Genomic DNA, 24,573 nt, shown 5'->3' with positions numbered 1-24,573 from the left:
GGCCTCGCTACGCGGCAACGTGGGCGTAAGTCCAGTGACGGGATGACGGTTGGATGCCCTCGGCTGCGAACAGCGGCAGAGTGGGGCGGTTTCGCTCCGGCCGGATCGGGTATGACAGTGGCTCGACCGGCCGCCGGGAGGCTTGCCTGATGCCGTTGGGCATCAGGCAGCGTTTGGAACCTCCCAGCCCGGGAAGACCAGAACCGCGGGATGGCAGCGCAGGGCGATCGCCAGCGCCTTGGCGCGTTCGACGCCGAGGTTGATCCGGCCCGTCTCGATGCCGGAGATCGTGGTCTGGGGGATGCCGCACAGCTCGGACAGCTGCGTCTGGGTGAGGCCCTGCAGTTCGCGGATGATGCGGACGGACTCGCCGGGCGACACGTCCACGCGCTTTTTGGCCGGGATGAAGTTACGCATGTCAGGTTCTCCGATAGTCATGCGGCGTCACGCGAACCACCTGTACAAGCAGTACGTCCGCGACGACCTTGTAGATGACGCGCCATTGCTCGTTGAGGCGGGACGAACGGAAGCCTTTCCACTCGCCGGACAGGGCTTCGTCGCGAAAACCCTTGATGGCACGGAGCCCCTGGGGGCCGGAAAGCATGGCGATGTCTTTCCACTTCTCGTATCGCTTCAGGATGTAGAGAGGAACGCGGCCCGAGGAAAGCTCCTTGTCGACCTGTCGATGCTCTTCGATTCGCCACATGTCTCATTGTGACTAGTCTAAAAATGGACTGTCAAGGATGCGCGCTGCTGCCAGGCAGGGGCCGGCCACTGGGTCCGCAATTCGAGGGAACGGGCGCGGGCCTTCGCCCGCATTCCGCCACGTCCGCGCCGGCCGTCCGCCCGCCGCTTCCGCTATAGCTCCTCCATTGCCTTTTGCTGCACCGCACGCAACACTGAACGGACTTTTGCCCGTGCCCGACGCCCCTCTGCCTGCCACCGTGAGCGCTCCCGCCGCCGCGCCGCTGCCGCCTGCAGCGCCCTGGATCGTCGTGAAGTTCGGCGGCACCAGCGTCGCCACCCGCGAGCGCTGGGACACCATCCTGCGCCTGGCCGCTTCGCGCCGCGCCGAGGGCGCGCGCGTGGTGGTGGTGGTGTCCGCGCTGTCCGGCGTCACCGATGCGCTGAAGGCGTTGTGCGCGCTGCCGCCGGACGAGCGCGTCGCCGCCGCCGGGCGGCTGACCGAGCGCCACCGCGCGCTGGCCGCGGAGATGGGCCTCGGCCGCGTCGAGGCGATGGAGCGCTGGCTGGATTCGCTGCAGCGCGCCGCCGCCGACGGCCCCGGCGCCGGCGGCGAGCTGGCCTGGCAGGCCGAGGTGCAGGCGCACGGCGAGCTGCTGTCGAGCGCGCTGGGCGCCGTCTTCCTGACCGCGAAAGGCTTGTCCACGCAGTGGCTGGACGCGCGCACCTGCTACGCCGCCACCGACCTGCCGTTCCTCAACGAGCGCGCGCGGCTGCTGTCGGCGCAGGTCGAGCCGCGCCACGATCCGGCGCTGGCGGCCGACCTCGCCGCGCGCGGCGAGGTGTTCATCACGCAAGGCTTCATCGCCCGCGACGGCCAGGGCCGCACCGTGCTGCTGGGGCGCGGCGGTTCCGACACCTCGGCGTCGTACTTCGGCGCGCTGCTGCGCGCCGCGCGCGTCGAGATCTGGACCGACGTCGCCGGCATGTTCAGCGCCAACCCGCGCCAGGTGCCGGCGGCGCGGCTGCTGACCCGCCTCGACTACGAGGAGGCGCAGGAGATCGCCACCACCGGCGCCAAGGTGCTGCATCCGCGCTGCCTGTCGCCGTTGCGCGAGGCGCGCGTGCCGCTGCTGATCAAGGACACGCAGCGCCCCGAGCTGGCCGGCACCGAGATCGGCCCGGAGGTGCGCGAGCAGGCGCCGAGCATCAAGGCGATCAGCTCGCGGCGCGGCATCACCCTGGTGTCGATGGAGTCGGTGGGCATGTGGCAGCAGGTCGGCTTCCTCGCCGACGTGTTCGCGCACTTCAAGCGCCACGGCCTGTCGGTGGACCTGATCGGTTCGGCCGAGACCAACGTCACCGTGTCGCTGGACCCGACCGAGAACCTGCTGGATTCCGACGTGGTCGCCGCGCTGGCCGCCGACCTCGCGCGCGTCTGCCGCGTGAAGGTGATCGCGCCGTGCGCGGCGGTGACCCTGGTCGGCCGCGGCATGCGCGGCATGCTGCACAAGCTGTCGGCGGTGCTGGCGGAGTTCGGGCAGTTGCGCGTGCACCTGATCACGCAGTCGTCCAACAACCTCAACCTCACCTTCGTCGTCGACGAGGACGTGGTCGACGACCTGCTGCCGCGCCTGCACGAGATGCTGGTGCGCGCCGGCGCGCTGCGTGCCGACGACGCGACGCTGTTCGGCCCGAGCTGGCAGGCGCTGTACGGCCGCGCCGCCGCCGCGGCGCCGGCGCCGTGGTGGCGCGCGGCGCGGCCGCGGCTGCTGAAGCTGGCCGCCGAGCGCAGCCCGCGCTACGTCTACCATTTGCCGACCGTGCGCGCGCATGCACGGGCGCTGCGCGCCAGCGGCGTCATCGACCGCCTGTACTACGCGGTCAAGGCCAATCCGCATCCGGTGCTGCTGCGCGCGCTGGCCGAGGAAGGCCTCGGTTTCGAGTGCGTTTCGCCCGGCGAGCTGGCCGCGGTGGCGGCCAACGTGCCGGCGTCCGCGCCGCGCCTGTTCACGCCCAACTTCGCGCCGCGCGGCGACTACGCCGAGGCGCTGGCCGACGGTATCCTCACCACGCTGGACGCGCTGCATCCGCTGCAGCACTGGGGCCGGCTGTTCAAGGGGCGCGAGATCGCGCTGCGCGTCGACCTCGGCCGCGGCCTCGGCCACCACGACAAGGTGCGCACCGGCGGCGAAGGCTCGAAATTCGGCCTGCCGCTGGATCAGCTCGACGCTTTCCTCGCGCTGGCCGACGACTGCGGCGCGCGCCTGCGCGGCCTGCACGCGCACCTCGGCTCCGGCATCCTCGACGCCGCGCACTGGGGCGAGGTCTACGCGCAACTCGCCAGCCTGGCCGAGCGCATCGGCAGCATCGAATTCCTCAATGTCGGCGGCGGCCTCGGCGTGCCCGCGCACCCGGACGACCTGCCGTTGGACGTGCACGCGGTGATGCGCCATCTCGCCGAGGTCAAGCGCGCCTATCCGCAGTACGCGCTGTGGATGGAGCCGGGCCGCTACCTCGTCGCCGAGGCCGGCGTGCTGCTGGCGCGCGTCACCCAGGACAAGCGCAAGGGCGCGGCGCACTATCTCGGCGCCGACGCCGGCATGAACTCGCTGATCCGTCCGGCGCTGTACGCCGCCTGGCACGAGATCGTCAACCTGAGCCGCCTCGACGCCGAGGCCGACACGCTGTACCAGGTGGTCGGCCCGATCTGCGAAACCGGCGACGTGCTCGGCAGCGACCGCCGCCTGCCGGCCAGCGCCGAGGGCGACGTGCTGCTGATCGCCAACGCCGGCGCCTACGGCGCGGCCATGGCCTCGCGCTACAACCTGCGCGAGCCGGCGGAGGAGACGGTGATCGAATGAGCGCGGAGAAGACCATGCCCGCACTGCAGGACCCGCGCCAGGCGCAGGCCTTCCGTTTCGTTCGCTGCGGCTATGCCGACGGCGTGGCCGAACTCGCGTATGCGTTCGACGACGGCCCCGAGCTGGTCGAGCGCGTCGTGTTTCCGCAGGCGCCGGCGCTGCCGGCGGAGCGCCGCGCCGCCTTCGACGCGGCGCTGCGTCTGCTGCACCTCGTCGCCGGCGTCAGCTACTACAAGGCCGGCGTGCCGGCCCGCATCGTGGTGGACGGCTGGACGCCGGACGCCGCCGCCGCCGCGCTGATGGACGAGCTGTACCTGCACGGGCTGGCCGAGTTCGCCTACCGCAACAGGCTCGACCTGCGCGGCCGCATCCGCTTCCCGCGCGGCGGCACGGCGGGCGCGCCGGCGACGACGCTGCACCTGCCGCGGCGCACGCTGGTGCCGATCGGCGGCGGCAAGGATTCGCTGGTGGCGGTGGAGGCGCTGAAGCGCATCGGCGAGCAGGCGACCGCGGCGTGGGTCGGCCGCTCGGCATTGATCGAGGCCTGCGCGTCGCGCACCGGCCTGCCGATGCTGAACCTCGGCCGCGAGCTGTCGCCGCTGCTGTTCGAGCTGAACCGGCTGGGCGCATGGAACGGCCACATCCCGGTGACCGCGATCAATTCGGCGATCCTCGCCTGCGCGGCGCTGCTGTACGGCCACGACACCATCGCCTTCGCCAACGAACGCTCGGCCTCCAGCGCGACGCTGGAGTACGAAGGGCAGGCGGTCAACCACCAGTGGAGCAAGGGCCTCGCCTTCGAGCGCATGTTCCACGCCTACCTGAAGTCGCACGTCGCCGCCGACCTGCACTACTGCTCGCTGCTGCGGCCGTTCTCCGAGCTGGCGGTGACGCGCGCGTTCGCGCGCCTGCCGCAGTACTTCGACGCGTTCTCCAGCTGCAACCGCAACTTCCGCATCCTCGGCCCGCGCCCCGCCGACCGCTGGTGCGGGCAGTGCCCGAAGTGCCACTTCGTGTTCCTGGCGCTGGCGCCGTTCCTGCCCAAGCCGCGGCTGCTGGCGATCTTCGGCCGGAACTTGCTGGACGACGACGCCCAAACCGCTGGTTTCGACGCGCTGATGGAGTACCGCGACCACAAGCCGTTCGAGTGCGTCGGCGAGGCGGCCGAGGCGCGCGCGGCGATGGAGGCGCTCGCGCAGCGGCCGGAATGGCGCGAGGACGCGTTGGTGGCGCGCTACCGCGAGGAGATCCGCCCGCAGATCCTCACCGCGCAGTTGGCGCTGGAACCCTGGCTCGAGCCGAGCGGCGAACACCTGCTGCCGGCGCGGCTGAGCGGAGCGCTGGATGCGATTCGCGGAGCTTGAGCACGCCGACGTCGCGGTGTGGGGCTACGGCCGCGAGGGCTGCGCCGCGCTGGCCGCGCTGCGCGCGCGCGCGCCGGGGAAGCCGCTGACGCTGTACTGCCTGCCCGCCGAGGCCGCCGACGCGCGCGCCGCCTTCGTCGGAGGCGTGACCGTGATCGACGTGCCGCCCGACGCCGACGCGCTGGCGCGCCACGGCGTGGTGGTGAAGTCGCCGGGCATCAGCGCCTATCGCCCGGAGATCGCCGCCGCCGCCGCGCGCGGCACGCGCTTCACCTCCGGCACGGCGCTGTGGTTCGGCGAGCGGCCGGACGCGCGCGTGATCGCCGTCACCGGCACCAAGGGCAAGAGCACCACCACGGCGCTGATCGCGCACCTCGCGCGCAGCCTCGGCGTGCGCACCGCGCTGGCCGGCAACATCGGCATGCCGCTGCTGGAGCTGCTGGAGGCGCAGGCCGCGCTGTGGGTGGTGGAGCTGTCCAGCTTCCAGACGCGCGAGGCCGGGCCGCTGGAGCTCGGCGTGGTCACCAGCCTGTACGAGGAACACCTCGACTGGCACGGCTCGCGCGAGCGCTACGTCGCCGACAAGCTGGCGCTGGCGGACGCCGCGCGCACGCTGCTGGTCAACGCCGCGCAGCCGCGGCTGCTCGAGCTGACCGCGGCGCATCCGCGGCGGCGCACGTTCGGCGACGCCGACGGCTGGCATGTCGCCGGCGGCGCGATCCGCCGCGCCGCCGAAGCCGTGCTGCCGCTGGCCGAGCTGCCGCTGCCCGGCGCGCACAACGCCGCGAACGCCTGCGCGGCGCTGGCGGCGCTGGAACTGCTCGATCTCGACGCGCGCGCCGCGGCGCCGGCGCTGCGCAGCTTCCGCGCGCTGCCGCATCGTCTGCAGCGGCTGGGCGAGCGCGACGGCATCGCCTGGATCAACGATTCGATCAGCACCACGCCGCAGGCCGCGCTGGCGGCGCTGCAGAGCCTCGAAGGGCGCGCGGTGACGCTGATCGTCGGCGGTCACGACCGCGGCCTCGACTGGTCGGAGTTCGTCGCGCGGATGCGCGAACGCCCGCCGCTGGCGCTGATCTGCCAAGGCGCCAGCGGCGCGCGCATCGCCGACGAACTCGAGCGCGCCGGCGTGGCGGTGGCCGCGCGCTGCGCCGATCTCGCCGACGCGGTGGCGCAGGCGCACGCGCTGACCCCGCCGGGCGGCTGCGTGCTGCTGTCGCCCGGCGCGCCCAGTTTCGACCAGTTCCGCGACTACGCCGCGCGCGGCCGCCGCTTCGCCGAACTGGCCGGCTTCGACGGCGCGGCGATCACCGGCATCGAGGGCTTGGGCGTCGCCTAAGCGAACGGTAAGCCGGCGTCGGCATCATGGCGCGGCCATGCCCCGGGACGAGGAGCGCGCATGTCGAAGGCGATGCAACGCGTGAAAGCCTGGGACTTGCCGACGCGCCTGACGCACGGCGCGCTCGCCGTGCTGGTGCTGTTGCAGTACGGCACCGCCGAGTGGCACTGGCTGTCGATGGACTGGCACTTCCGTTTCGGCTACGCGACGCTGGCGCTGGTGCTGTTCCGCATCGCCTGGGGGTTCGCCGGCTCGCAGAGCAGCCGCTTCGCCGACTTCGTGCGCGGCCCGGCGCGCGTCGCCGCCTACCTGCGCGCGACGCTGGCGCAGCGCGAGGCGCGCACGCTCGGCCACAATCCGCTGGGCGGCTGGTCGGTGCTGGCGCTGTTGCTGTCGTTGGCGCTGCAGGCCGTCACCGGCCTGTTCAGCAGCGACGACATCACCCTGTTCGGGCCGCTGGCGGGCCGCGTCGCCGACGACACGGTGGCGCTGATGAGCGCGCTGCACAAGGCGAACCAGAAGCTGCTGCTGGCGCTGGTCGCGCTGCACGTCGGCGCGGTGTTCGCGCATCTGTGGTTCAAGCGCGACAACCTGATCGCGCCGATGCTGCACGGCTGGAAGCGCTGGCCGGCGGCGGTCGCGCTGCGTTTCGCGCCCGTGTGGCGCGCGCTGTTGCTGCTGACGATCGCTGCGGCGCTGGTGTGGGGCGTGGTGGCCTGGGGCGAAGCCGGCGGCGCGACGTATTGACGATCGCACGCTGCGCGGCGGTTCCGCCCTGCGCGGTCGCGGCGCGACGCGTCGTGGCGACGCGCAAGGCGGGACATCAACGCTCGTAGCGGTAGTCGAGGCCGGCGCGGCTGCCGGTGGTGGCGTTCTGCGCTTCGAAGCGCAGCTTCTTCGTCAGCGTGTAGCGCAGCGTCACCACCTCGCCCGGCGTGAACAGGCCGACGCCGTAGCCGAGGTAGAGGCGCGGCGAGAGGTACTTGCCGACGCTGAAGGCGGCGCCGCCCAGCGCTTCGCTGCTCGCCACGCCCGCTTCGTCGAGGCCGAGCCGGCTGCCGATCTGCTTGGCCAGGCGGTCGCCGCCGGCGGTGCCGAGCGCGCGCGCGGCGGAACTCAGCATGTCGCCCTCGCCGCTCTTCAGCGCCGACAGCGGCTTGCCGGTGATCAGGTAGGACAGCGCCTCCGACTGCTCCATCGGCGGCGTCGCGAACACCGTCAGGACCGGCCGCTGGGCGGTGCCCTGCACGCGCAGGCCGGGCGTCACGTCCGGCAGCTTGCGCACCGCGGTGATGTCGAGGCCGGGGTCGTCGATCGGCGTGCCGGCGAACAGCAATCGTCCGCGCTCGATGGTGAGGTTCTGGCCGTAGGCCTTGTAGGTGCCGTCGACGCGGATCTCGCCGCGCGCGGTGGTGGCCTTGCCGCGGCGGTCGCGCACGGCGAGCTGGCCGCCGAGCTTGCCGTCAAGGCCGAAGCCCTTGAGATGCACTTCGTCGCCCAGCGTCACGGCGATGTCGGCCGCGACCGGCAGCCCGGCGCCCTCGGGGGTGCTCGGCTCGTCGACGACCACCACGTCGGGCGAGCGCTGCGCCGCGCCGCCGCCGGGCAGCTTGGTGAGGTCGATGTCGGCGGCGGGAATCGCCACGCGGCCGGTGACGGCGTAGCTGCCGTCGCTGCGCGCGACCGCGAGCTCGGGGCTGACGCGCACGCGCGCGGCGGGAATGTCGGCGGCGAGGAAGTTCTCGCCGCGGATGTCCAGCCGCAACGGCTCACCGGCGACGGTGCTCAACGTGCCTTTCACCGCCAGCGTGCCGTCGCCGGAGCCGACGTGGCCGTCGATCGCGAAGTGCGCGGCGTCGCGCGCCTCGAGCGCGAGTTCGCCGTCGTGCAGCTTCAGCCCGGCCGCGGGCACCTCCGCGGCGAAACCGCGCAGCGCCATCCGCCCGGCCACGCGCGGCGCGTCCAGCGTGCCGCCCAGCGTGTAGCGGCCGTCCAGCGCGCCCTTCACCGCGGCCAGTTGCGGCGTCAGCAGCTCGACGAAGGCGAGGCTGGGCAGGTTGGCGTCGAGCGTGCCGGACAGCGCGCGCTGCGCGCCGCCGACGGTCGCTTCGCCGTCGATGCGGCCGCCGTCGGCGAGCGCGCTGTGCAGCGTGACGCGCTGCGCGGAGGGCGACAGCGTCGCCTCCGCGGCGAGATCGCGCCAGCCGAGCAGCGGCTGCCCGGCGTTCTCGGGATAGGCGATGCTGCCGGCCGCCGAGCGCAGGACGGCGCTGCCGGACAGCGCGCCGTCGGCAGCGCGGCGCAGCTCGCCGCTGCCGTCCAGCGTGCCGTCGAAGCGCAGCGGCGCAGCGGGCGCGGCCAGCGCGGCGATCAGCGCGACCGGCAGACGCTCGAGGCGATAGCTCGCGCTGGCCGCACCGTCCTTGGTCTGCTGGCCGGCCACGCACACGCGCGGCTCGCCGGCGGCGAGGCAGAGCGGCGACAGGCGGGCCGCGCCGTCGCGCCAGGCGAGCTGCGCCGGCTGCTGCAGCGTCCACGCGGGCATGCCCGCCGGTTCGAGGCGCAGCGCGGCGAGGGTGCCGTTCCAGGCGGCGTTGCGATAGCTGCCGGAAAGCGCCAGCGCGAGACCGAGCTGCGCGCCGCGCGCGTCGACGCGCAGCGCGTGTTTTTCGGCGACGCCGTCGCCGTGCGCGGCGATGCTGGCGAAGGCGAAACCTGCGGCGGCCGCGCCGTGCGCGGCGAGATCGAGCTTGCCGCCCGGCGTGCCGAGGTCGGGCAGGTCGGCCTGCAGGCGCAACGCGTCGATCTGCGCGCCGGCGTAGGCGAGACGCTCGCCGGCGAGCTGGCCGCGCACGGCGAGCCGCGGCCAGCGGCCCGCGACGTCGAAACGGCCGTCCAGACGTCCGGACGCCCGCGGCAGCCAGTCGCCCAGCGAAGCGATCGCCAGCGTCGCCGCGGCGTCGGTGGCCTGGCCGCCGCGGCCGCTCACGGCGACGCGGCTGCCGCCGGAGGCGAGTTCGAGGTTGCCGTCGACCACGTAGTCCGGCGCGAGGCGCAGGTCGGCGCGGCCGCGCACGGCGCGCCGGCGCAGCGTGCCGCCGACGCGGTCGAGCTTCAGCGTCGCCTGCGGGCCGCGGTCGGTCAGCGTGCCGCGGCTGGCGAGGCGGAAGTCCAACGCGCCGGGCCAGCCGGCGAAGAACGCGCCGGGGTCGAGGCGCCGGGCGATCGCTTCGATGTCCCAGCCGAGGCGCGGCTGCAGGGTCAGGGTGCCGCGCGCGTCGAGGTCGCCCTGCGGCTGCACCAGCCGCAGCGTCTGCAGCGCGATCTGTTGCGGCGTGCCGTCCAGCACCACGGCGAAATCGGCCACGTGCTGCGGCGGCCCCAGCGCGAAGCTGCCCTGCGCGGCGTAACGCGCGCTGCTGCCGACGAGGTGCAGGTCGCCGTGCGTGGCCAGCGCCTGGCCGGCCAGGTCGGCGGGCAGCACCACGTCCCGCCAGGACACCGCGAATTCGGCGGCGACCGGTTGTGCCTTCAGCCGCACGTCGCCGTGCGCCTGCAGCGTGCCCGGGACTTGCGGCGCGCGCAGCGTCAGCGCCGTGACGCGCAGCAGGTCGGGCGTCAGCGCGAAGCGCAGCGGATCGAGCAGCACGCGGTGGCCGTCGGCGTCGACGCGGCCGCGCAGCTCGCCGCCGTTGCGATCGCCGCGGCCTTCGAGGTGCAGCGCCAGCGTCTTCAGCGCGCCTTCGCCGAGCAGCGGCGCCGGAGCGAAGGCGGGCGCATCGAGCGCCAGCGTCCACGCCCACGGTTCGGCGGGGCGGAGGGTGCCGGCGAGCGTGGCCGCGGCCGGCTGCGCCAGCGTCAGCGCGAGGTCGGCGCGCGCGCCGTCGCTGCGCGCGGTGAGCGTGCCGGCGTAGCGCGCGCTGCCGGCCTTCCAGTCGAACTGCGCGCGGCCCCGGCCCGGGTAGCCGCGGCGCAGCGCCAGCGTGCCGGCGAGGTCGACGCGGCCGTCGGGCGCGCGCAGCGCCAGCCGCCGCACCTCCAGGCCGTCGTGCGTCCAGGCGCCGGCGAAGTCGAACGTATCGGCGGCGAACGCCGGCCGGCGGTCCTGCGTCACGCGCACGCGGGCGACGCGCAGGCGGTCGAGCAGGAGGTCCAGCGGCGGCTGCAGGTCGAACGGCGTCTCGCTCGGCGGCTGCGGCGGCCGCGCGGTCAGCGCGACGTCGACGCCGTCGACGTCCAGCGTGCGCACGTGCAGGCGCTTCGCCAGCAGCGGCCACGGCGACCAGTCGAGATGCGCGCGGGCGACGCGCACGTCGACGCCGGCGTCGCGCCAGCGCAGATCCGCGAGCGTCAGCGGGCCGGCCAGCGTGCCGGCGGCGCCGCGCACGGCCAGCCGGCCGCCCAGCGCGCCCTCGGCGCGCGCCAGCGCGAAGCGCAGACCGGAGGTCGTGTACAGTAGCCAGCCGAGCGCGCCGCCCGCGACGAGCGCCAGCGCGAGGACGATCAGCGCGAGCCGACGCAGCCACGTCATAGGTCGGGCCCGATCACGATGTGCAGCTCCACGCCGCGGCGTTGGCGGTCGCGCACCGGCGTGCCCAGGTCGACGCGCACCATGCCGACCGGCGAGCGCCAGCGTACACCCAGACCGACACCGGTTTTCAGGCGGAAGTCGGCGGTGGAGGTGAAGGCGTCGCCGGCGTCCACGAACGCGGCCATGCCCCAGTTGCGCGTGAAATAATGCTCGACTTCGGCACTGGCGACGGCGAGGTTCTTGCCGCCGATCACCAGCCCGGCATCGTTCTTCGGGCCGATGGTCTGGTAGCCGTAGCCGCGGATCGAGCGGTCGCCGCCGGCGAAGAAGCGCAGTTCCGGCGGCAGCTTGCCGAAGTCGTCGGTCCAGGTGGCGCCGGCGCTGCCGCGCAGGATCAGGCGGTTGCGGCCCTTGAACGCGCGGATCCATTTGGCGTCGGCGGTGACCTGCGCGAAGTTGGCCTGCGACAGCGCGCCGCGCGAGGCGGCGCGCGCGGCGACGCCGAACGACCAGCCGCGGCGCACGAACAGCGGGTCGTCGCCCACCTTCTTCGACAGGCCGAACTCGGGATAGAGCAGGGTGGTGTTGCCGCGCTCGGCGTCCGGGCCGCTGCCGACGGTGAAGTCGCCGGTCAGCAGGTGCAGGCCGACGGTGCGGATGAAGCCGTGCCACTGCCGCGTCTCGTTGGCGACCAGGCCGAAGGTGCGCGAACGCGAGGTGGCGGTGTCCTCGTCGCGGAAGTTGGCGCCGAAGTTGAAGCGGCGGTCGTTCGGCCCGGGATAGGGGATGCCGTAGGTGACGGCGGCGGTCTTCAGGCGCTGCGCGATCAGGGTGTCGACGCCGAACTTGTGGCCGCGGTCGTTGATCCAGCGTCGCTGGATGCCGCCGCGGATGCCGGGGCCGGTGTCGGTGCCGACGAAGATGCCGGCGGTGTAGACCGTGCGCTTGGCCGGCGCCACGCCGACCTTGATCGGCACCACGCCGTCGACGGCGTGCTCGAGGTCCGGCTCGACGTCGACGAAGGCGAGGTAGTCGGCGTCGGTGAGGCGCCGCTGCAGTTCCAGCAACTGGCTCAACGCGAAATAGTCGCCCGGCTTCCACGGCAGGTAGCGGTCGAGGAAACCGCGGCGGAACGGCGCGCCCTGGAAGTCGGTGGCGCCGAAGCGGTAGCGCCGGCCGGGCTCCCAGGCCAGGCGGATGGTGGCGCGGTTCGTGGCGCGGCTGATCTCGATGCGGTGCACGGTCAGGCGCGCGTCGAGGAAGCCGGTCTCGGTCAGCGCGGCGCCGATCGCGGACTTCGATTTCTCGTACCGCGCCTGGTCCAGCGGCTGGCCGACCTTGGGTTCGAACCGGCGGATCGCCTGCCGCACCTCGCGCAACCTGGCGGCCGGCCCTTCCAGCGCGATCTCCAGCGCGGCCACCTCGACCGGCTCGCCCGGAGCGACATGCAGGACCACCTGCCAGCCGCCCTCGGTCCGGCGCAGCTCGCCGTCGACCCGGGCGTTGTAGTAGCCGTAGGGTTCCAGCGCGCGACGCGCCTGCGCGGGCGCGCTTTCGTACAGGCGCCGCAACTGCGCTTCGGTGACGTCGCGCGCGGCGTACTGCTGGACCTCGACGCCGGCCAGCACCGCCTGCTTCAGCGCATCGTCGACGCCGTCGACGCTCACCGACACGCGCGCCGCCCGCGCGACGGGCGCGGCGAGGAGTGCGCAGGCGAGCAGCAGGGGGCCGAGGCGTCGCAGGGGCCGGCTCATCGCGAATGCCTTTCCGTGCAGCGCTTATAGCAGGTGCGCGGTTCGCGGCGCATCAACGCGGCGCTGCGCCGTCCGCCGCGACGGCCTCGCCCGCGGCGCGCGCCACCGGCGCGCGCGGCCGCGGCGCTCAGCCGATTTCGGAGCCGGCGCGGTGCGCGATCCAGGCGCCGGCCAGCGCGGAGAGATAGGGGATCGACTGCGCGGCGAGGATGCCGACCCACAGCTTGCCCTCGAGATAGGTGCCGCCGTAGGCGTGCAGCATGCCGATCACGCCGAGCGCCAGCGCCGTGGCCATCAGCAGTTCCTCGTGCACCGGCGCGAACGCGCCGAACGCGCCGCCGCCGATGCGCCGACTCTTGGCGGTGACGACGAACTCGCCCTTCTTCTTCACCAACCCTTGCAGGATGCCGCGCGCGATGGCGTGGCTGAGACCCATGCTGGCCAGCGAGGCCATCAGCGTGTCGCGCCAGCCGCACGGCACGCGCGCGCGGTACAGCACGATGCCGAACGCCGCCTTGGCGAAGAAGAAGCCGATCACCGGCACCAGGAACAGCTGCATCGGCAGGCTGAACACCTGCGGCAGGCCGATCATGCCGGCGGTCCAGTACAGCGCCATCAGCGTGAACACCAGGTGCAGCGCGTCGGCGAACCAGCTGAACCAGCCGGTCAGGAAGTGGAAGCGCTGGCCGGCGGTCAGCGGGCCCTTGCGCACCAGCCAGCCCCAGCGGCCCTTGAGGATCTGCATCGCGCCGAACGCCCAGCGCGTGCGTTGCGACTTGTACGCCTTGAAGTCGGCCGGCGTCAGGCCCTTGCCCATCAGCTCGTCGACGTAGACCAGCTCGTAGCCGGAATGCATCAGCCGCAGGCCGAGCTCGGCGTCCTCGCAGATCGTCCACTCCGACCAGCCGCCGGTGCCCTCCAGCGCGCTGCGCCGGACCATGGTCATGGTGCCGTGTTGGATGATCGCGTTGCGCTCGTTGCGGTGGTGCATGCCGATGCGGAAGAAGCCGTCGTACTCCCACGCCGTCATGCGCCGGAACGGGTTGCGTTCGAAGTCGCGGTGCGCCTGCGGGCACTGCACCACGGCGACCTTGGGGTCGTGGAAGTAGCCGGTCAACGCGCGCAGCCAGTCGTGGCGCACCACGTAGTCGGCGTCGACCACGGCGACCACGTCGGCGCGCGGGTCGGTGACCTTGAGGCCGTAGTTGAGCGCGCCGGCCTTGAAGCCCGGCCACGGCGCCAGATGGAAGAAGCGGAACTTCGGCCCCAGCTTGGCACAGTGCGCCTCGACCGGCTTCCAGATCGCCTCGTCCCTGGTGTTGTTGTCGATCACCAGGACTTCGTAGTTCTCGTAGTCCAGCGCGGCCAGCGAGTCGAGGGTGAGGATCACCATCTCCGGCGGCTCGTTGTAGCAGGCGAGGTGGATCGACACGAACGGCTGCGGCGCGCCCGGCTCGGGCTCGAGCGGGCCGGCGTGGCGCAGCCACTTGCGCCGCCACAGCACCTCGGTGAATTCGAAGCCGTTGATCAGCAGCACGGCCAGGATCGCCAACTGCGCCGGGAACAGGATCACCAGCATCGCCCAGTCGATCACGCCGAGGTAGAACTGGAACGGCACCGTCACCGACCAGACGATCAGCCCGGCGGCGAGCTGGATCAGCACGAGGAAGAACAGCCGTCCCGCCGGCTTGAAGCGGCCGTAGCGGCGCGCGAACCACAGCATCGGCAGGAACGCCAGCGCCGCCGAGGCCAGCGCCTTCCACGGCCAGTCGACGTCCTCGATCACCGGCCCGGAGAACGGGAACTTCGGCTTGCGGTCGGCGCCGAACATGCCCCAGTAGGCGCCGACGCGGCCTTCGCCCAGGTTCTCCTTCCAGGGCTGGTCGAAGGCTTCCATCAGGTAGTAGTCGATGCCGCGCTCGCGGGCGACGTTCATCCACTGGCGCAGGAAGATGCCCTCGTTGGCGACCGAGGGCTGCGCGTACTGGTAGCGGTCGCCGTTGGACGGCCAGCCGATCTCGCCGATCACCACGTGCTTGCCGGGGAACAGGTCCTTGATCTGCTGGTAGCGCATCAGCGCCTGGCCGACCGCGTCCTTGCGCGGCACGCCTTCCCAGTAGGGCAGCAGGTGCACGGTGATGTAGTCGACGTGGTCGGCCAGCTCCGGATACTTCATCCAGATGTGCCAGGGTTCGGCGGTCGACACCGGCTGGCGGATCGCCGCGCGCGCGCGGTCGAGGTAGGCCATCAACTGCGCCGGCGTCATGTCGTTGCGCAGCAGCACCTCGTTGCCGACCATCACGCGGGTGATGTTGGGATAGCGGCGCGAGGCGGCGATCAGCGCCGCCAGCTCGCGCTCGTTGTGTTCCCAGCGCCGGTCCAGCCAGGCGCCGGCCAGCAGTTGCAGGCCGGCGTCGCGGGCGAGGCGCGGGATCTCCGGGTTGTCCAGCGTCGAATAGGTGCGCAGCCGGTGGGTGTACTTCGACAGCAGAGCGATGTCGGAGGCCAGTTCCGCCGCGTTGGGATAGCTGTCGGTGAACGGGCTCTGGTAGCGCTGGAAGGCGCTGAAGGCGAAGCCGCCGACCGGGCCGTCCCAGTCGACCACCGCCGTCGGCCGGTTCGCCCACCACCACAGGCCGAAGTTCAGCGCCGCGACCAGGGTCGCCATCAGGAAGGCGGCGACGAGCGTGCGGCGGGACGGAGGGGAAGGAGGGTTCAAGCGGGTCTCGGCGGCCGGGCGGCGACAAAACTCCGCGAGCTTAACGAAGCGCCGAGGCGCGCTCAATGCGCCGCGCGGCGATGGTTAGCCGCAGGTCAGGTGGCGCGGCGGCTCATGCGGGAAGGACTCCACGACCGCCATCGCGGCGCAAGGCCGTCGTCGCGAACGCGAGCCGGGCCCGGCGGCGCCATTCGACGGGCGCGCATCGGCGCCCGGTTCCGGCCGGCGGCGGGACGACGGGGCGGTGCTGCGGCTGCGGCGCCGGTTTCCGGCGCCTACTTCAGCAGCGAGCGCAGCATCCAAGCCGTCTTCTCGTGCTCCTGCATGCGCTGGGTGGCGAGGTCGGCGGTGGGCTGGTCGTCGGCCTTGTCGGCGGCCTTGAAGGTCTCGCGCGCAGTGCGCGCCACCGTCTCGTGGCCCTCGACGAGCTGCTCGACCATCACCTTCCACTCCGGCACGCCGGTTTCCTCCCGGATCGCGGTGAGCTTGCCGAACTGGGTGTAGGAGCCCGGCGCCACCACGTCCAGCGCGCGGATGCGTTCGGCGATGGCGTCCGCCGCGGTCCACAGCGCGTTGTACTGCTGCTCGAACATCAGGTGCAGCGTGTTGAACATCGGACCCGTCACGTTCCAGTGGAAGGCGTGGGTCTTGAGGTAGAGCGAATAGGTGTCGGCGAGCAGCTTGGAGAGGTGCTTCGCGATGCTTTCCCGGTCCTTCTTGGAAATGCCGATGTCGATCGCCATGGGATGCTTCTCCTTGCCAGAGGGGTTTCCAGCCTAATGCGCCACGGCGGCGAAAGGAAATGGAAGCGTTCGATGCCGCCGATAGCGTGCGGCTATGATGCGCGGTTCCTATGAACGAAACGTTGTCACCGCCCACCGTCGCATCGCTGCGCCAGGCGCTCGGCGGCGTCTGCACGCGCGACTACGGCCGCCTGCTGGGGCGCTGGCGCGCGCTGGCGCGGCAGGCCGAGCCGGCGCGCCTCGCCGCGCTGGCCGCCGACATCGAGGCCTCCGCCGCGCGGCGCGCGGCGCGCGCCGCGGCCAAGCCGGCGATCCGGCTGGACGAATCGCTGCCGCTCGCGGCCAGGGCGGACGAGCTGGTGCGCCTGATCCGCGAACACCAGGTCGTCGTCGTCGCCGGCGAGACCGGCTCCGGCAAGACCACGCAGTTGCCCAAGCTCTGCCTCGCCGCCGGCCGCGGCGAGGCCGGAATGATCGGCTGCACCCAGCCGCGCCGGCTGGCCGCGCGCGCGGTGGCGCGGCGCGTCGCCGAGGAGCTGGGCACGACGATCGGCGGCCGGGTCGGTTTCCAGGTGCGCTTCACCGAGCAGGTCGGCGAGGACACGCTGGTCAAGTTCATGACCGACGGCATCCTGCTGGCCGAGACCGGCGCGGATCGCTGGCTGAGCGCCTACGACACGATCATCCTGGACGAGGCGCACGAGCGCAGCCTCAACATCGACTTCCTGCTGGGCTACCTCAAGCGCCTGCTGCCGCGCCGGCCCGACCTCAAGCTGATCGTCACCTCGGCGACCATCGACACCGCACGCTTCGCCGCGCATTTCGGCGGCGCGCCGGTGGTCGAGGTGGAGGGCCGCACCTGGCCGGTCGAGGTGCGCTGGCGCCCGCCGGCGGAGCGCGGCGAGGCCAACCTCGCCGAACAGGTGGTCGAGGCGGTCGAGGCGATCACCGCCGAGGACCCGCGCGGCGACGTGCTGGTGTTCCTGCCCGGCGAGCGCGAGATCCGCGACGCGCACCTCGCGCTGGCGCGGCGCAAGTTCCGCGAGACCGAGGTGCTGCCGTTGTACGCGCGGCTGTCCGCGGCCGAGCAGGACCGCGTGTTCAAGCCCGGGCCGCAGCGCCGCGTGGTGCTCGCCACCAACGTCGCCGAGACCTCGCTGACGGTGCCGCGCATCCGCTACGTGGTCGACACCGGCACCGCGCGCGTCAAGCGTTACAGCCAGCGCAGCCAGCTCGAACGCCTGCACGTCGAGCCGATCTCGCAGGCCGCCGCCGACCAGCGCAAGGGCCGCTGCGGCCGCGTCGGTCCCGGCGTCTGCTACCGGCTGTACGCGGAGGAGGATTACGCCGCCCGCCCGCGCTACACCGACCCCGAGCTGCTGCGCTCCTCGCTGGCCGGCGTGATCCTGCGCATGCTGGCGCTGGAGCTGGGCGAGGTGGAGGCGTTCCCGTTCCTCGACGCGCCCGAGGAGCGCGCGATCGCCGACGGCTACCGGCGCCTGACCGAGCTCGGCGCGATCGACGAGCGCCGCCGCCTCACGCCGATCGGCCGCACGCTGGCCAGGCTGCCGATCGACGTGCAGCTGGCGCGCATGCTGGTCGAGGCCGCGCGGCTCGGCGCGCTGCGCGAGCTGCTGCCGATCGTCGCCTTCCTCGGCATCCAGGACCCGCGCGAGCGCCCGGCCGACGCGCGGCAGCAGGCCGACGCCGCGCATGCGGCGTTCGCCGATCCCAGGTCCGACTTCGTCTCCGTGCTGCGCCTGTGGCAGGCCTACGGCGCCGCGCACGAGGAGCTCGGCCAGTCGAAGCTGCGCGAGTGGTGCGCGCGGCACTTCCTCAGCTTCCTGCGCATGCGCGAGTGGCGCGAGCTGCACCGGCAGTTGCTGCTGCTGGCGCAGGAACTCGGCTGGAAGTCGCGCGCGGAGACGGCGGAGTACGAGGCGCTGCACCGCTGCCTGCTCGCCGGCCTGCCCACGCAGGTCGGGCGCAAGGACGAGCGCGGCGTCTATCGCGGCACGCGCGAGCGGCGCTTCCAGATCTTCCCCGGTTCGGCGCTCGCCAAGGCCGCGCCGCCGTGGCTGCTGGCGGCGCAGATCGTCGACCTGGGCGGCAAGGTGTGGGGCATGACCTGCGCGCGCGTCGAGCCCGAGTGGATCGAGCAGCAGGCCGCGCACCTGGTGCGGCGCAGCCATCGCGACGTGCACTGGTCGCGCAAGCGCGGCGTGGTGGTGGCCTACGAGCAGACCGTGCTGTTCGGCCTCGTGCTGGTGGAAAAACGCGCGGTGGTCTTCCAGCGCCAGGACCCGGCGCAGGCGCACGCGGTGTTCCTGCGCGAAGCGCTGGCGCGCTGCGACATCGACTGCCGCGCCGACTTCGTGCGCGCCAACGCGCGCGTGCTGGAGCAGGCGCGCGAGCTGGAGGCCAAGCAGCGCCGCCAGGGCCTGCTGAAACCGGAGGAGGCGCTGGCCGCGTTCTTCGCCGGCAAGCTGCCTGCCGACATCGCCGGCGCGGCGGCGCTGGACGCCTGGTACCGTCGCGCCGCGCCGGCCGAGCAGGCGGCGTTGCGCTGGACGCTGGACGACGTCCTGGACGGCGCGACCGCGCTGGACGCGCGCGCCTACCCGGCCGCGCTCGAGATCGCCGGCCACCGCCTGCGCCTCGACTACCGCTTCGTGCCCGGCGATCCCGCCGACGGCGTCACGCTGAACCTGCCGCTGGCGCTGTTGAACGCGGTGCCGGCGGTGCGCTGCGAGTGGCTGGTGCCGGGCCTGCTGGCCGACAAGGCGGCCGAACTGATCCGCGGCCTGCCCAAGGCGCTGCGCCGCAACTTCGTGCCGGCGCCGGACTTCGCGCGCGCCTTCGCCGAGGCCGAGGCGCCGCGCGATCGGCCGCTGGCCGAGGCGCTGGCGGCGTTCCTCGCGCGCACGACCGGCGTCGCCATCGACGGCGGCGCCTTCGCCGGCAGCGAGCTGCCGGCGCACCTGCGCATGCGCTTCCGCGTGCACGACGAGTCCGGCCGCACGCTGGCGGAGGGTCGCGACCTCGAGGCGATCCGCGCCGAGTGGTCGGCGCGTGCGCGCGAAGCGTTCGCGCGCAAGGCCGACGCCGAGCTGGTGCGCGAGGAAGTGGCCGCGTTCGAGTTCGAGGACATCCCGCGTGAGGTGCGCGCCGCCGGCGGCCTGGCCGCGTATCCGGCGCTGGTCGATCTCGGCGAGACCGCCGCGTTGCGCGTGTTCGAACAGGCCGACGAGGCGCGCGCCGCGCACGTCGCCGGCGTGACGCGGCTGCTGCGCAACGCGCTGGCCGGCGAGTTCAAGCGCGCGCGCCGGCAGCTGCCGATCGGCAACGCGCTGGCGCTGAAGTACGCGCCGCTGGGCGGCGCCGACGCGCTGCGCGACGACCTGGTCGAGGCCGGCTTCCGCGACCTGCTGGCCGCGCGCGACCTCGACGTGCGCACGCGCGCCGCGTTCGAGGCGCTGCGCGCGGAGCTCGCGCGCGAACTGTTCGCCGCCGCGGTGGAACGCCTGAAGCTGGCCGAGCCGATCGTCGAGGCGCAGGCGGAGCTGGCGCCGTGGCTGGAGCCGCCGCTGCTCGGCTTCGCGCGCGCCAGCTACGACGACCTGCGCGAGCAGCGCGAGGCGCTGCTCGCGCCGCACTTCCTGCGCGAGCTGCCGGCGGCGCGGCTGGCGCACTATCCGCGCTACCTGCGCGCGATGCGCCTGCGCGCCGAGCGCCTGCGCCAGGACCCCGCGCGCGACCAGGCGCGCATGCTGCAGGTGCAGCCGTACTGGCGCGAGTACCGCAAGCGCGCGCGCGGCGCGCCATCGGCAGAACTGGACGCGCTGCGCTGGCTGATCGAGGAACTGCGCGTGTCGCTGTTCGCGCAGGAGCTGAAGACCGCCGAACCGGTCTCGCCCAAGCGCCTGGCGAAGGCGCTGGAGGCGCTGGGCTGAGCAGCATCTCTGCGGTATCCGGCCGGAAGAGATTGCTGGACACCGATCGACGCGGATGAACGCCGCTAGCGCTCGGCCAGTCGTTACCGGTCGGATCGGCCGGGTCGCCGTTCGCCCCGAGCGTAGCGCCGCGGGTGCGGAGCCGAAGGGGCGTGTCAGGGCACCGGCGCGACGTGGGCGACTTCCGTCACGCCTTCGACGCTCAGCGACCAACTGCCGAACATGCCGGGCTCGAGCGTGACCTTGGGATTCATGCGGGGATTGGCCAGCACCGGATCGTGGTCCAGCACGCGCCACTTCTGGCCGTTCTCCAGGGTCAGCACGGTGTCGAAGTTCCAGCCGCTGAACTTGCCGGCGATGCGGCTGCTGAAGGCGCGCGCCGGGGCGCTCGCCGCGGCCGCGTTCGCGGCCGCCGCGCCGGCGCCCGGCGCCGCCGGTGCCTGGCCGGGCATGCCGTGCTCGCGCAGCCACGCGTTCAGGCCTTCGAGTTGCTCGGGGCTGAGCTTGTCCAGGCCGAGCTTCCGGAAGGTGGCGTAGGGCATGGTTTCCTCGAGCGAGGAGAAGCCGTGCGGCGCCGGTTCGGCGCCGGCCGCGAGCAGCGGCGCGGCGAGCAGGCAGGCGAGGGCGAGGAAACGCAGGCGCGGCAGGTGCATGGCGGAGACTCGCTGGCAGGAGGAACGCGTCGCGGCCGCTGGCGTCCGCGCGTGGGCCGCGCGGCGGACACGCGGTCGCGACGACCCGCTCAGCGTATCCGCTGGACTCTTACGCTCTGGTTACAGCCTTCCACGTACATCAGCCAGCTGCCCAGCAGCATCGGCTTCAGGGTGACGGCGGGGTTGTCGCGCTCGGGGCAGACGTAGCTGCCCGATTCGGCCTGCTTCCACACCTGGCCGTTGTCGAGGGTGAACACGCTGCCGCCGGTCCAGCCGGCGAAGCGGCCGACCAGATGGCCCTGTTCTTCCTTGCGCGCGGCCTCGCTGGGATAGAACACCGGCTTGCCGCCCGGCGTGACCAGCTGCGTGCCGCCGGTGCCGTGGGTGCGCAGCCACTCGTCGAGGGTCTTCAGCTCCTCGGGGGTGAGCTTGTCGAGACCGGCGGCCTTGAACTCGGCGGAGGACATGCGCTCCTCCAGCGAGGAGAACGACTGTTGCGCATGCAGCACCGGGGTCGCCGCCAGCGCGACGGCGAACAGCGCGGCGGCGAGGGAGGTCGAGCGGAGGGTAGGCATGCGATCGATCATAGCAAGCGGCACGGGCGCGGCACAAAGGTCCGTGAGCCGCGTCACAACGGCTAAACTGGAGGCCTTTCGAAGACCTTTCGGCCGTGGCATGGCGACGTCTCCGCACATCGTCCCGGATGGCACCGGCCGGCGCGCCGGCGGTCCGCTGCTGGACGCCGCGTTGCGCGCCCTCGGCCCTCCAGCCGCGGCGACCGCGGAGTGCAACGCGGTGCTGGACCTGCTGGAAGCGCTCGGCTGCGACGACGAGACGCTCGCCGCGGCTGTCTGGTTCGAACGCGCGCGGGCGGCGCCGGTTGACTGGCCGGCGCAGGCGGCCGCGCTGCCCGAAGGCGTGCGCCGCCTGGTCGAGGGCCAGCTCGCCGCGGAACGCGTGTGGGCGCTGCATGCGCAGCGCGCGCCGGGCGGCGGCGCCGAAGGTCTGCGCCGGCTGCTGCTGGCGATCATCCGCGACCTGCGCGTGGTGTTCGTGCTGCTGGCCCGGCAACTGGCGCGCATGCGCGCGGCCGCCGCCCTGCCCGAGGACGAGCGCCGCGCGCTGGCCCAGCTCACCGCCGACATCCACGCGCCGCTGGCCAACCGTCTCGGCATCTGGCAGCTGAAGTGGGAGCTGGAGGACCTGGCGTTCCGCTACCTGCAGCCGGACACCTACAAGCGCATCGCCCAGCTGCTCGACGAGCGCCGCGCCGACCGCGAGGCCTACATCGCCGACTGCGTGCGCACGCTGGGCGCGGCGCTGGAGCAGGCCGGCATCCGCGCCGACCTGGCCGGGCGGCCGAAGCACATCTACTCGATCTGGAAGAAGATGCGCCGCAAGGGCGTCGACTTCTCCGGCCTGTACGACATCCGCGCGGTGCGCGTGCTGGTCGACGACGTGCCCGCCTGCTACGCCGCGCTCGGCGTGGTGCACTCGCTGTGGCCGCACGTGCCCGGCGAGTTCGACGACTACATCGCGCGTCCCAAGGGCAACGACTACCGCTCGCTGCACACCGCGGTGATCGGCCCCGAGGGCAAGACGCTGGAGGTGCAGATCCGCACCCACGCCATGCACCGCGCCGCCGAGCTCGGCGTCGCCGCGCACTGGCGCTACAAGGAAGGCGGCAGCGCCGACCCCGGCTTCGAGGCCAAGGTGGCGTGGATGCGCCGCCTGCTGGAGGGCCGCGGCGATGGCGAGGACGACGCCGCGCTGCTGGCCGGCTTCCGCACCGACCTGCTGGAGGACCGCGTCTACCTGCTGACGCCGAAGGGCGAGGTGTTCGACCTGCCGCGCGGTGCCACCGTGCTCGACTTCGCCTACCACGTGCACACCGAGGTCGGCCACCGCTGCCGCGGCGCCAAGGTCAACGGCCGCATCGTGCCGCTGGGCTTCCAGCCGTCCAGCGGCGACCGCATCGAGATCCTCACCGGCAAGGTGTCCGAGCCCAGCCGCGACTGGCTGTCGCCGCACCACGGCTTCCTCGCCACGGCGCGCGCGAAGGAAAAGGTGCGCGCCTGGTTCCGCCGCGCCGACCACGAGACCAACCTGGCCGTCGGCCGCGCCATCCTCGAGCGCGAGCTGAAGCGCCTCGCGCTGGCCAACGCCGAGCCGGAGAAGCTGCCGGCGAAGTTCCACCTGAAGACGCACGACGAGCTGCTGGTCGCGCTGGCGCTGGGCGAGGTGACGCCGGGACAGATCGCCCGCGCGCTGCAGGAGCCGGCCGCGCCGCCGGAGGTGACGCAGTCCGCGGCGCCGCTGCAGCGCAGCGCGCCCGCCGACCACGGCGCGCTGACCATCCAGGGCGTGGGCAACCTGCTCACCGTGCTGGCGCGCTGCTGCCAGCCGCTGCCCGGCGATCCGGTCGCCGGCTTCATCACCCGCGGCCGCGGCGTGTCGATCCACCGCACCGACTGCCGCGCGTTGGCGCGGCTGCGCGCGCGCGATCCCGAGCGCGTGATCGAGGTGGAGTGGGGCCGCGCGCCGGCGCAGGCCTACGAGGTCGACATCGACGTGCGCGGCTACGACCGCAAGGGCCTGCACAAGGACGTCACCAGCGTGATCACCAACAGCGGCGCGCACATCGTCGCCTCGTCCAGCCGCGTCACCACACGCACCGCCGAGGTGGACATGCGCTTCACCCTGCGCGTGCGCGATTACGAGCAACTGTCCGCGCTGCTGGCCAGGCTGGCCGCGCTGCCGAACGTGCTGGACGCGCGCCGGCTGGCCGCGGGCTGAATCGCGCGCGCGCGTCGGGGAACGCCGCGCCTCCGGTGCTAATCTAACGGTCGATTCCCCACCCGCGTCGACCATGGCCGGACGAGACGATCTTCCCCCGCGCGGCCGCACCGAACCCACCCTCGGCGACCTCGACCTCGATCGGCCCGGCGCCCCGCCGGCCGACGACGGGCTGCCGCACATCGTGATCGACGCCGCCCCGCGCCGCCCCGGCGGCGCGGCGCCCGCGCGCGGTCCGCGCCGGCACGCGTGGAAGTGGCTGCTGCCGGTGCTGCTGCTCGCCGCCGGCAGCTGGGCGGTGGTGCACCAGGACCGCCTGCGCGCGCTGCTGCCGCGCACGGAACTGAATTCCGTGCTGGAGCGCGCCGACGCGGCGCTGGCCGCCGGCAAACTGGACGGCAGCGCCGGCGACAGCGCGCGCGAGCTGTACGAAGCCGCGCGCGCGCTCGAGCCCGACAACGAGCACGCCCTGCAGGGGCTGAAGAACGTCGGCAACGCCGAACTCGAGCAGGCGCGCAAGGCGCTGGCCCAGCATCGGCTGGACGATGCCGACGCGGCGCTGGCTTCCGCGCGCGCGCTGCTCGGCGGCGGCGCCGACGTCGACCGCGTGGCGCAGGCGATCCGCGCCGAGCGCACCAAGAGCGGCGCGCTGGAAACACTGGTCGTACGCGCCCGCCAGGCGCTCGCGGACGGGCGTCTGGACGGCGACGACGGCGCCGCGGCGCTGTTCCGCCGCGCGCTCGCCACCGATCCCGGCAACGCCGTCGCCCGCCACGGCCTCGACCAGGTCGGCGACGCGCTGGCGCAGCAGGCGCGCGAGGCGCTGGCGCAGGGCGACCGCGCGAAGGCCGGCGCGCTCGCCGACCGCCTGACCGCGCTGCTGCCGAACTACGGCGACCTGCCCAGCCTGCGCGCCGCGCTGGCGCAGGCCGACCGCGAGGCGCAGGCCGCGCAGGACAAGCGCCTCGCCGACGGCGAGGCCTTCCTGCGCGCCGGCCGCTTCACCGGCGAGGGCGACGACAATGCGCTGGCGCAGTTCGACGCCGTGCTGGCGGTCGATCCCGACAACGCGCGCGCCAAGGCCGGGCTGGGCCAGGTCGCGCAGGCGCTGATCGTGCAGGCCAGCGCGGCGATCGACGCCGGCCGCTTCGACGACGCCGGCCGCCTGCTCGA

The 24,573-nt window shown here is 73.3% G+C and carries 14 protein-coding genes and 1 pseudogene; 7 read left to right on the top strand and 8 right to left on the bottom strand.

Going from position 1 to position 24,573, the window contains the following annotated elements:
• Positions 1–162: 162 nt before the first annotated feature.
• Both MBSD_RS10235 and MBSD_RS10230 read right to left on the bottom strand, forming a co-directional pair.
• Positions 163–417, bottom strand: a complete 255-nt coding sequence (locus MBSD_RS10235; RefSeq protein WP_062537236.1) for a helix-turn-helix domain-containing protein — start codon at positions 415–417, stop codon at positions 163–165.
• A gap of 1 nt (position 418) precedes the next feature.
• Entirely contained in the window at positions 419–706 is a 288-nt protein-coding gene (locus MBSD_RS10230) for a type II toxin-antitoxin system RelE/ParE family toxin (RefSeq protein WP_062537235.1), read from the bottom strand.
• Positions 707–995: 289 nt separating this feature from the next.
• Here MBSD_RS10230 and MBSD_RS10225 point away from each other — a divergent pair, with 289 nt between their 5' ends.
• Genes MBSD_RS10225 through MBSD_RS10210 form a run of 4 tightly spaced genes read left to right on the top strand, consistent with a single transcriptional unit; the run spans position 996 to position 6,998 of the window.
• Positions 996–3,548: a bifunctional aspartate kinase/diaminopimelate decarboxylase gene (locus MBSD_RS10225; protein WP_062537234.1), complete on the top strand. Its 2,553-nt coding sequence runs from the start codon at positions 996–998 to the stop codon at positions 3,546–3,548.
• 14 nt (positions 3,549–3,562) lie between these two features.
• Positions 3,563–4,912, top strand: a complete 1,350-nt coding sequence (gene murL, locus MBSD_RS10220; protein ID WP_062537258.1) for a UDP-N-acetyl-alpha-D-muramoyl-L-alanyl-L-glutamate epimerase — start codon at positions 3,563–3,565, stop codon at positions 4,910–4,912.
• Entirely contained in the window at positions 4,893–6,251 is a 1,359-nt protein-coding gene (murD, locus tag MBSD_RS10215) for a UDP-N-acetylmuramoyl-L-alanine--D-glutamate ligase (RefSeq protein WP_062537233.1), read from the top strand. The genes murL and murD overlap by 20 nt, the downstream gene beginning before the upstream one ends.
• A gap of 60 nt (positions 6,252–6,311) precedes the next feature.
• Positions 6,312–6,998, top strand: a complete 687-nt coding sequence (locus tag MBSD_RS10210; RefSeq protein ID WP_062537232.1) for a cytochrome b/b6 domain-containing protein — start codon at positions 6,312–6,314, stop codon at positions 6,996–6,998.
• A gap of 76 nt (positions 6,999–7,074) precedes the next feature.
• On the opposite strand, the gene MBSD_RS10205 is transcribed toward MBSD_RS10210, so the two are convergent.
• The 4 genes from MBSD_RS10205 to MBSD_RS10190 all read right to left on the bottom strand — a co-directional run bounded on the left by MBSD_RS10205 (position 7,075) and on the right by MBSD_RS10190 (position 15,998).
• Complete coding sequence (locus tag MBSD_RS10205) at positions 7,075–10,782, bottom strand: translocation/assembly module TamB domain-containing protein (RefSeq protein ID WP_062537231.1); 3,708 nt, start codon at positions 10,780–10,782, stop codon at positions 7,075–7,077.
• Positions 10,779–12,536 (bottom strand): autotransporter assembly complex protein TamA, encoded by a 1,758-nt coding sequence (locus tag MBSD_RS10200; RefSeq protein WP_062537230.1) that lies wholly within the window; start codon positions 12,534–12,536, stop codon positions 10,779–10,781. The genes MBSD_RS10205 and MBSD_RS10200 overlap by 4 nt, the downstream gene beginning before the upstream one ends.
• A 127-nt stretch (positions 12,537–12,663) precedes the next feature.
• On the bottom strand, positions 12,664–15,204 hold the full coding sequence (locus tag MBSD_RS10195; RefSeq protein WP_062537229.1) for a glycosyltransferase: 2,541 nt from the start codon (positions 15,202–15,204) through the stop codon (positions 12,664–12,666).
• A gap of 326 nt (positions 15,205–15,530) precedes the next feature.
• Positions 15,531–15,998 (bottom strand): Dps family protein, encoded by a 468-nt coding sequence (locus MBSD_RS10190; RefSeq protein WP_062537228.1) that lies wholly within the window; start codon positions 15,996–15,998, stop codon positions 15,531–15,533.
• Positions 15,999–16,108: 110 nt separating this feature from the next.
• Here MBSD_RS10190 and hrpA point away from each other — a divergent pair, with 110 nt between their 5' ends.
• On the top strand, positions 16,109–19,951 hold the full coding sequence (hrpA, locus tag MBSD_RS10185) for an ATP-dependent RNA helicase HrpA (RefSeq protein WP_201797480.1): 3,843 nt from the start codon (positions 16,109–16,111) through the stop codon (positions 19,949–19,951).
• 155 nt (positions 19,952–20,106) lie between these two features.
• Here the strand turns inward: hrpA and MBSD_RS10180 are convergent, their stop codons facing one another.
• The gene (locus tag MBSD_RS10180) at positions 20,107–20,604 is read right to left on the bottom strand and encodes a hypothetical protein (protein WP_062537227.1); all 498 of its coding nucleotides are present in this window, start codon (positions 20,602–20,604) and stop codon (positions 20,107–20,109) included.
• A gap of 89 nt (positions 20,605–20,693) precedes the next feature.
• Positions 20,694–21,179, bottom strand: a complete 486-nt coding sequence (locus MBSD_RS10175) for a hypothetical protein (protein WP_062537256.1) — start codon at positions 21,177–21,179, stop codon at positions 20,694–20,696.
• Positions 21,180–21,279: 100 nt separating this feature from the next.
• On the opposite strand from MBSD_RS10175, the gene MBSD_RS10170 reads away from it, so the two are divergent.
• Both MBSD_RS10170 and MBSD_RS15470 read left to right on the top strand, forming a co-directional pair.
• Positions 21,280–23,400 (top strand): RelA/SpoT family protein, encoded by a 2,121-nt coding sequence (locus MBSD_RS10170; RefSeq protein ID WP_062537226.1) that lies wholly within the window; start codon positions 21,280–21,282, stop codon positions 23,398–23,400.
• Between the two features lie 73 nt (positions 23,401–23,473).
• Positions 23,474–24,573, top strand: a pseudogene (locus tag MBSD_RS15470) (hypothetical protein); the annotation flags it as partial.

It is taken from the genome of Mizugakiibacter sediminis, assembly GCF_000953855.2.
In the GTDB taxonomy this organism is placed as follows: domain Bacteria; phylum Pseudomonadota; class Gammaproteobacteria; order Xanthomonadales; family Rhodanobacteraceae; genus Mizugakiibacter; species Mizugakiibacter sediminis.
The sequence above is the reverse complement of the archived record's forward strand: the minus strand, read 5'-3'. Positions and strand labels throughout refer to the sequence as shown.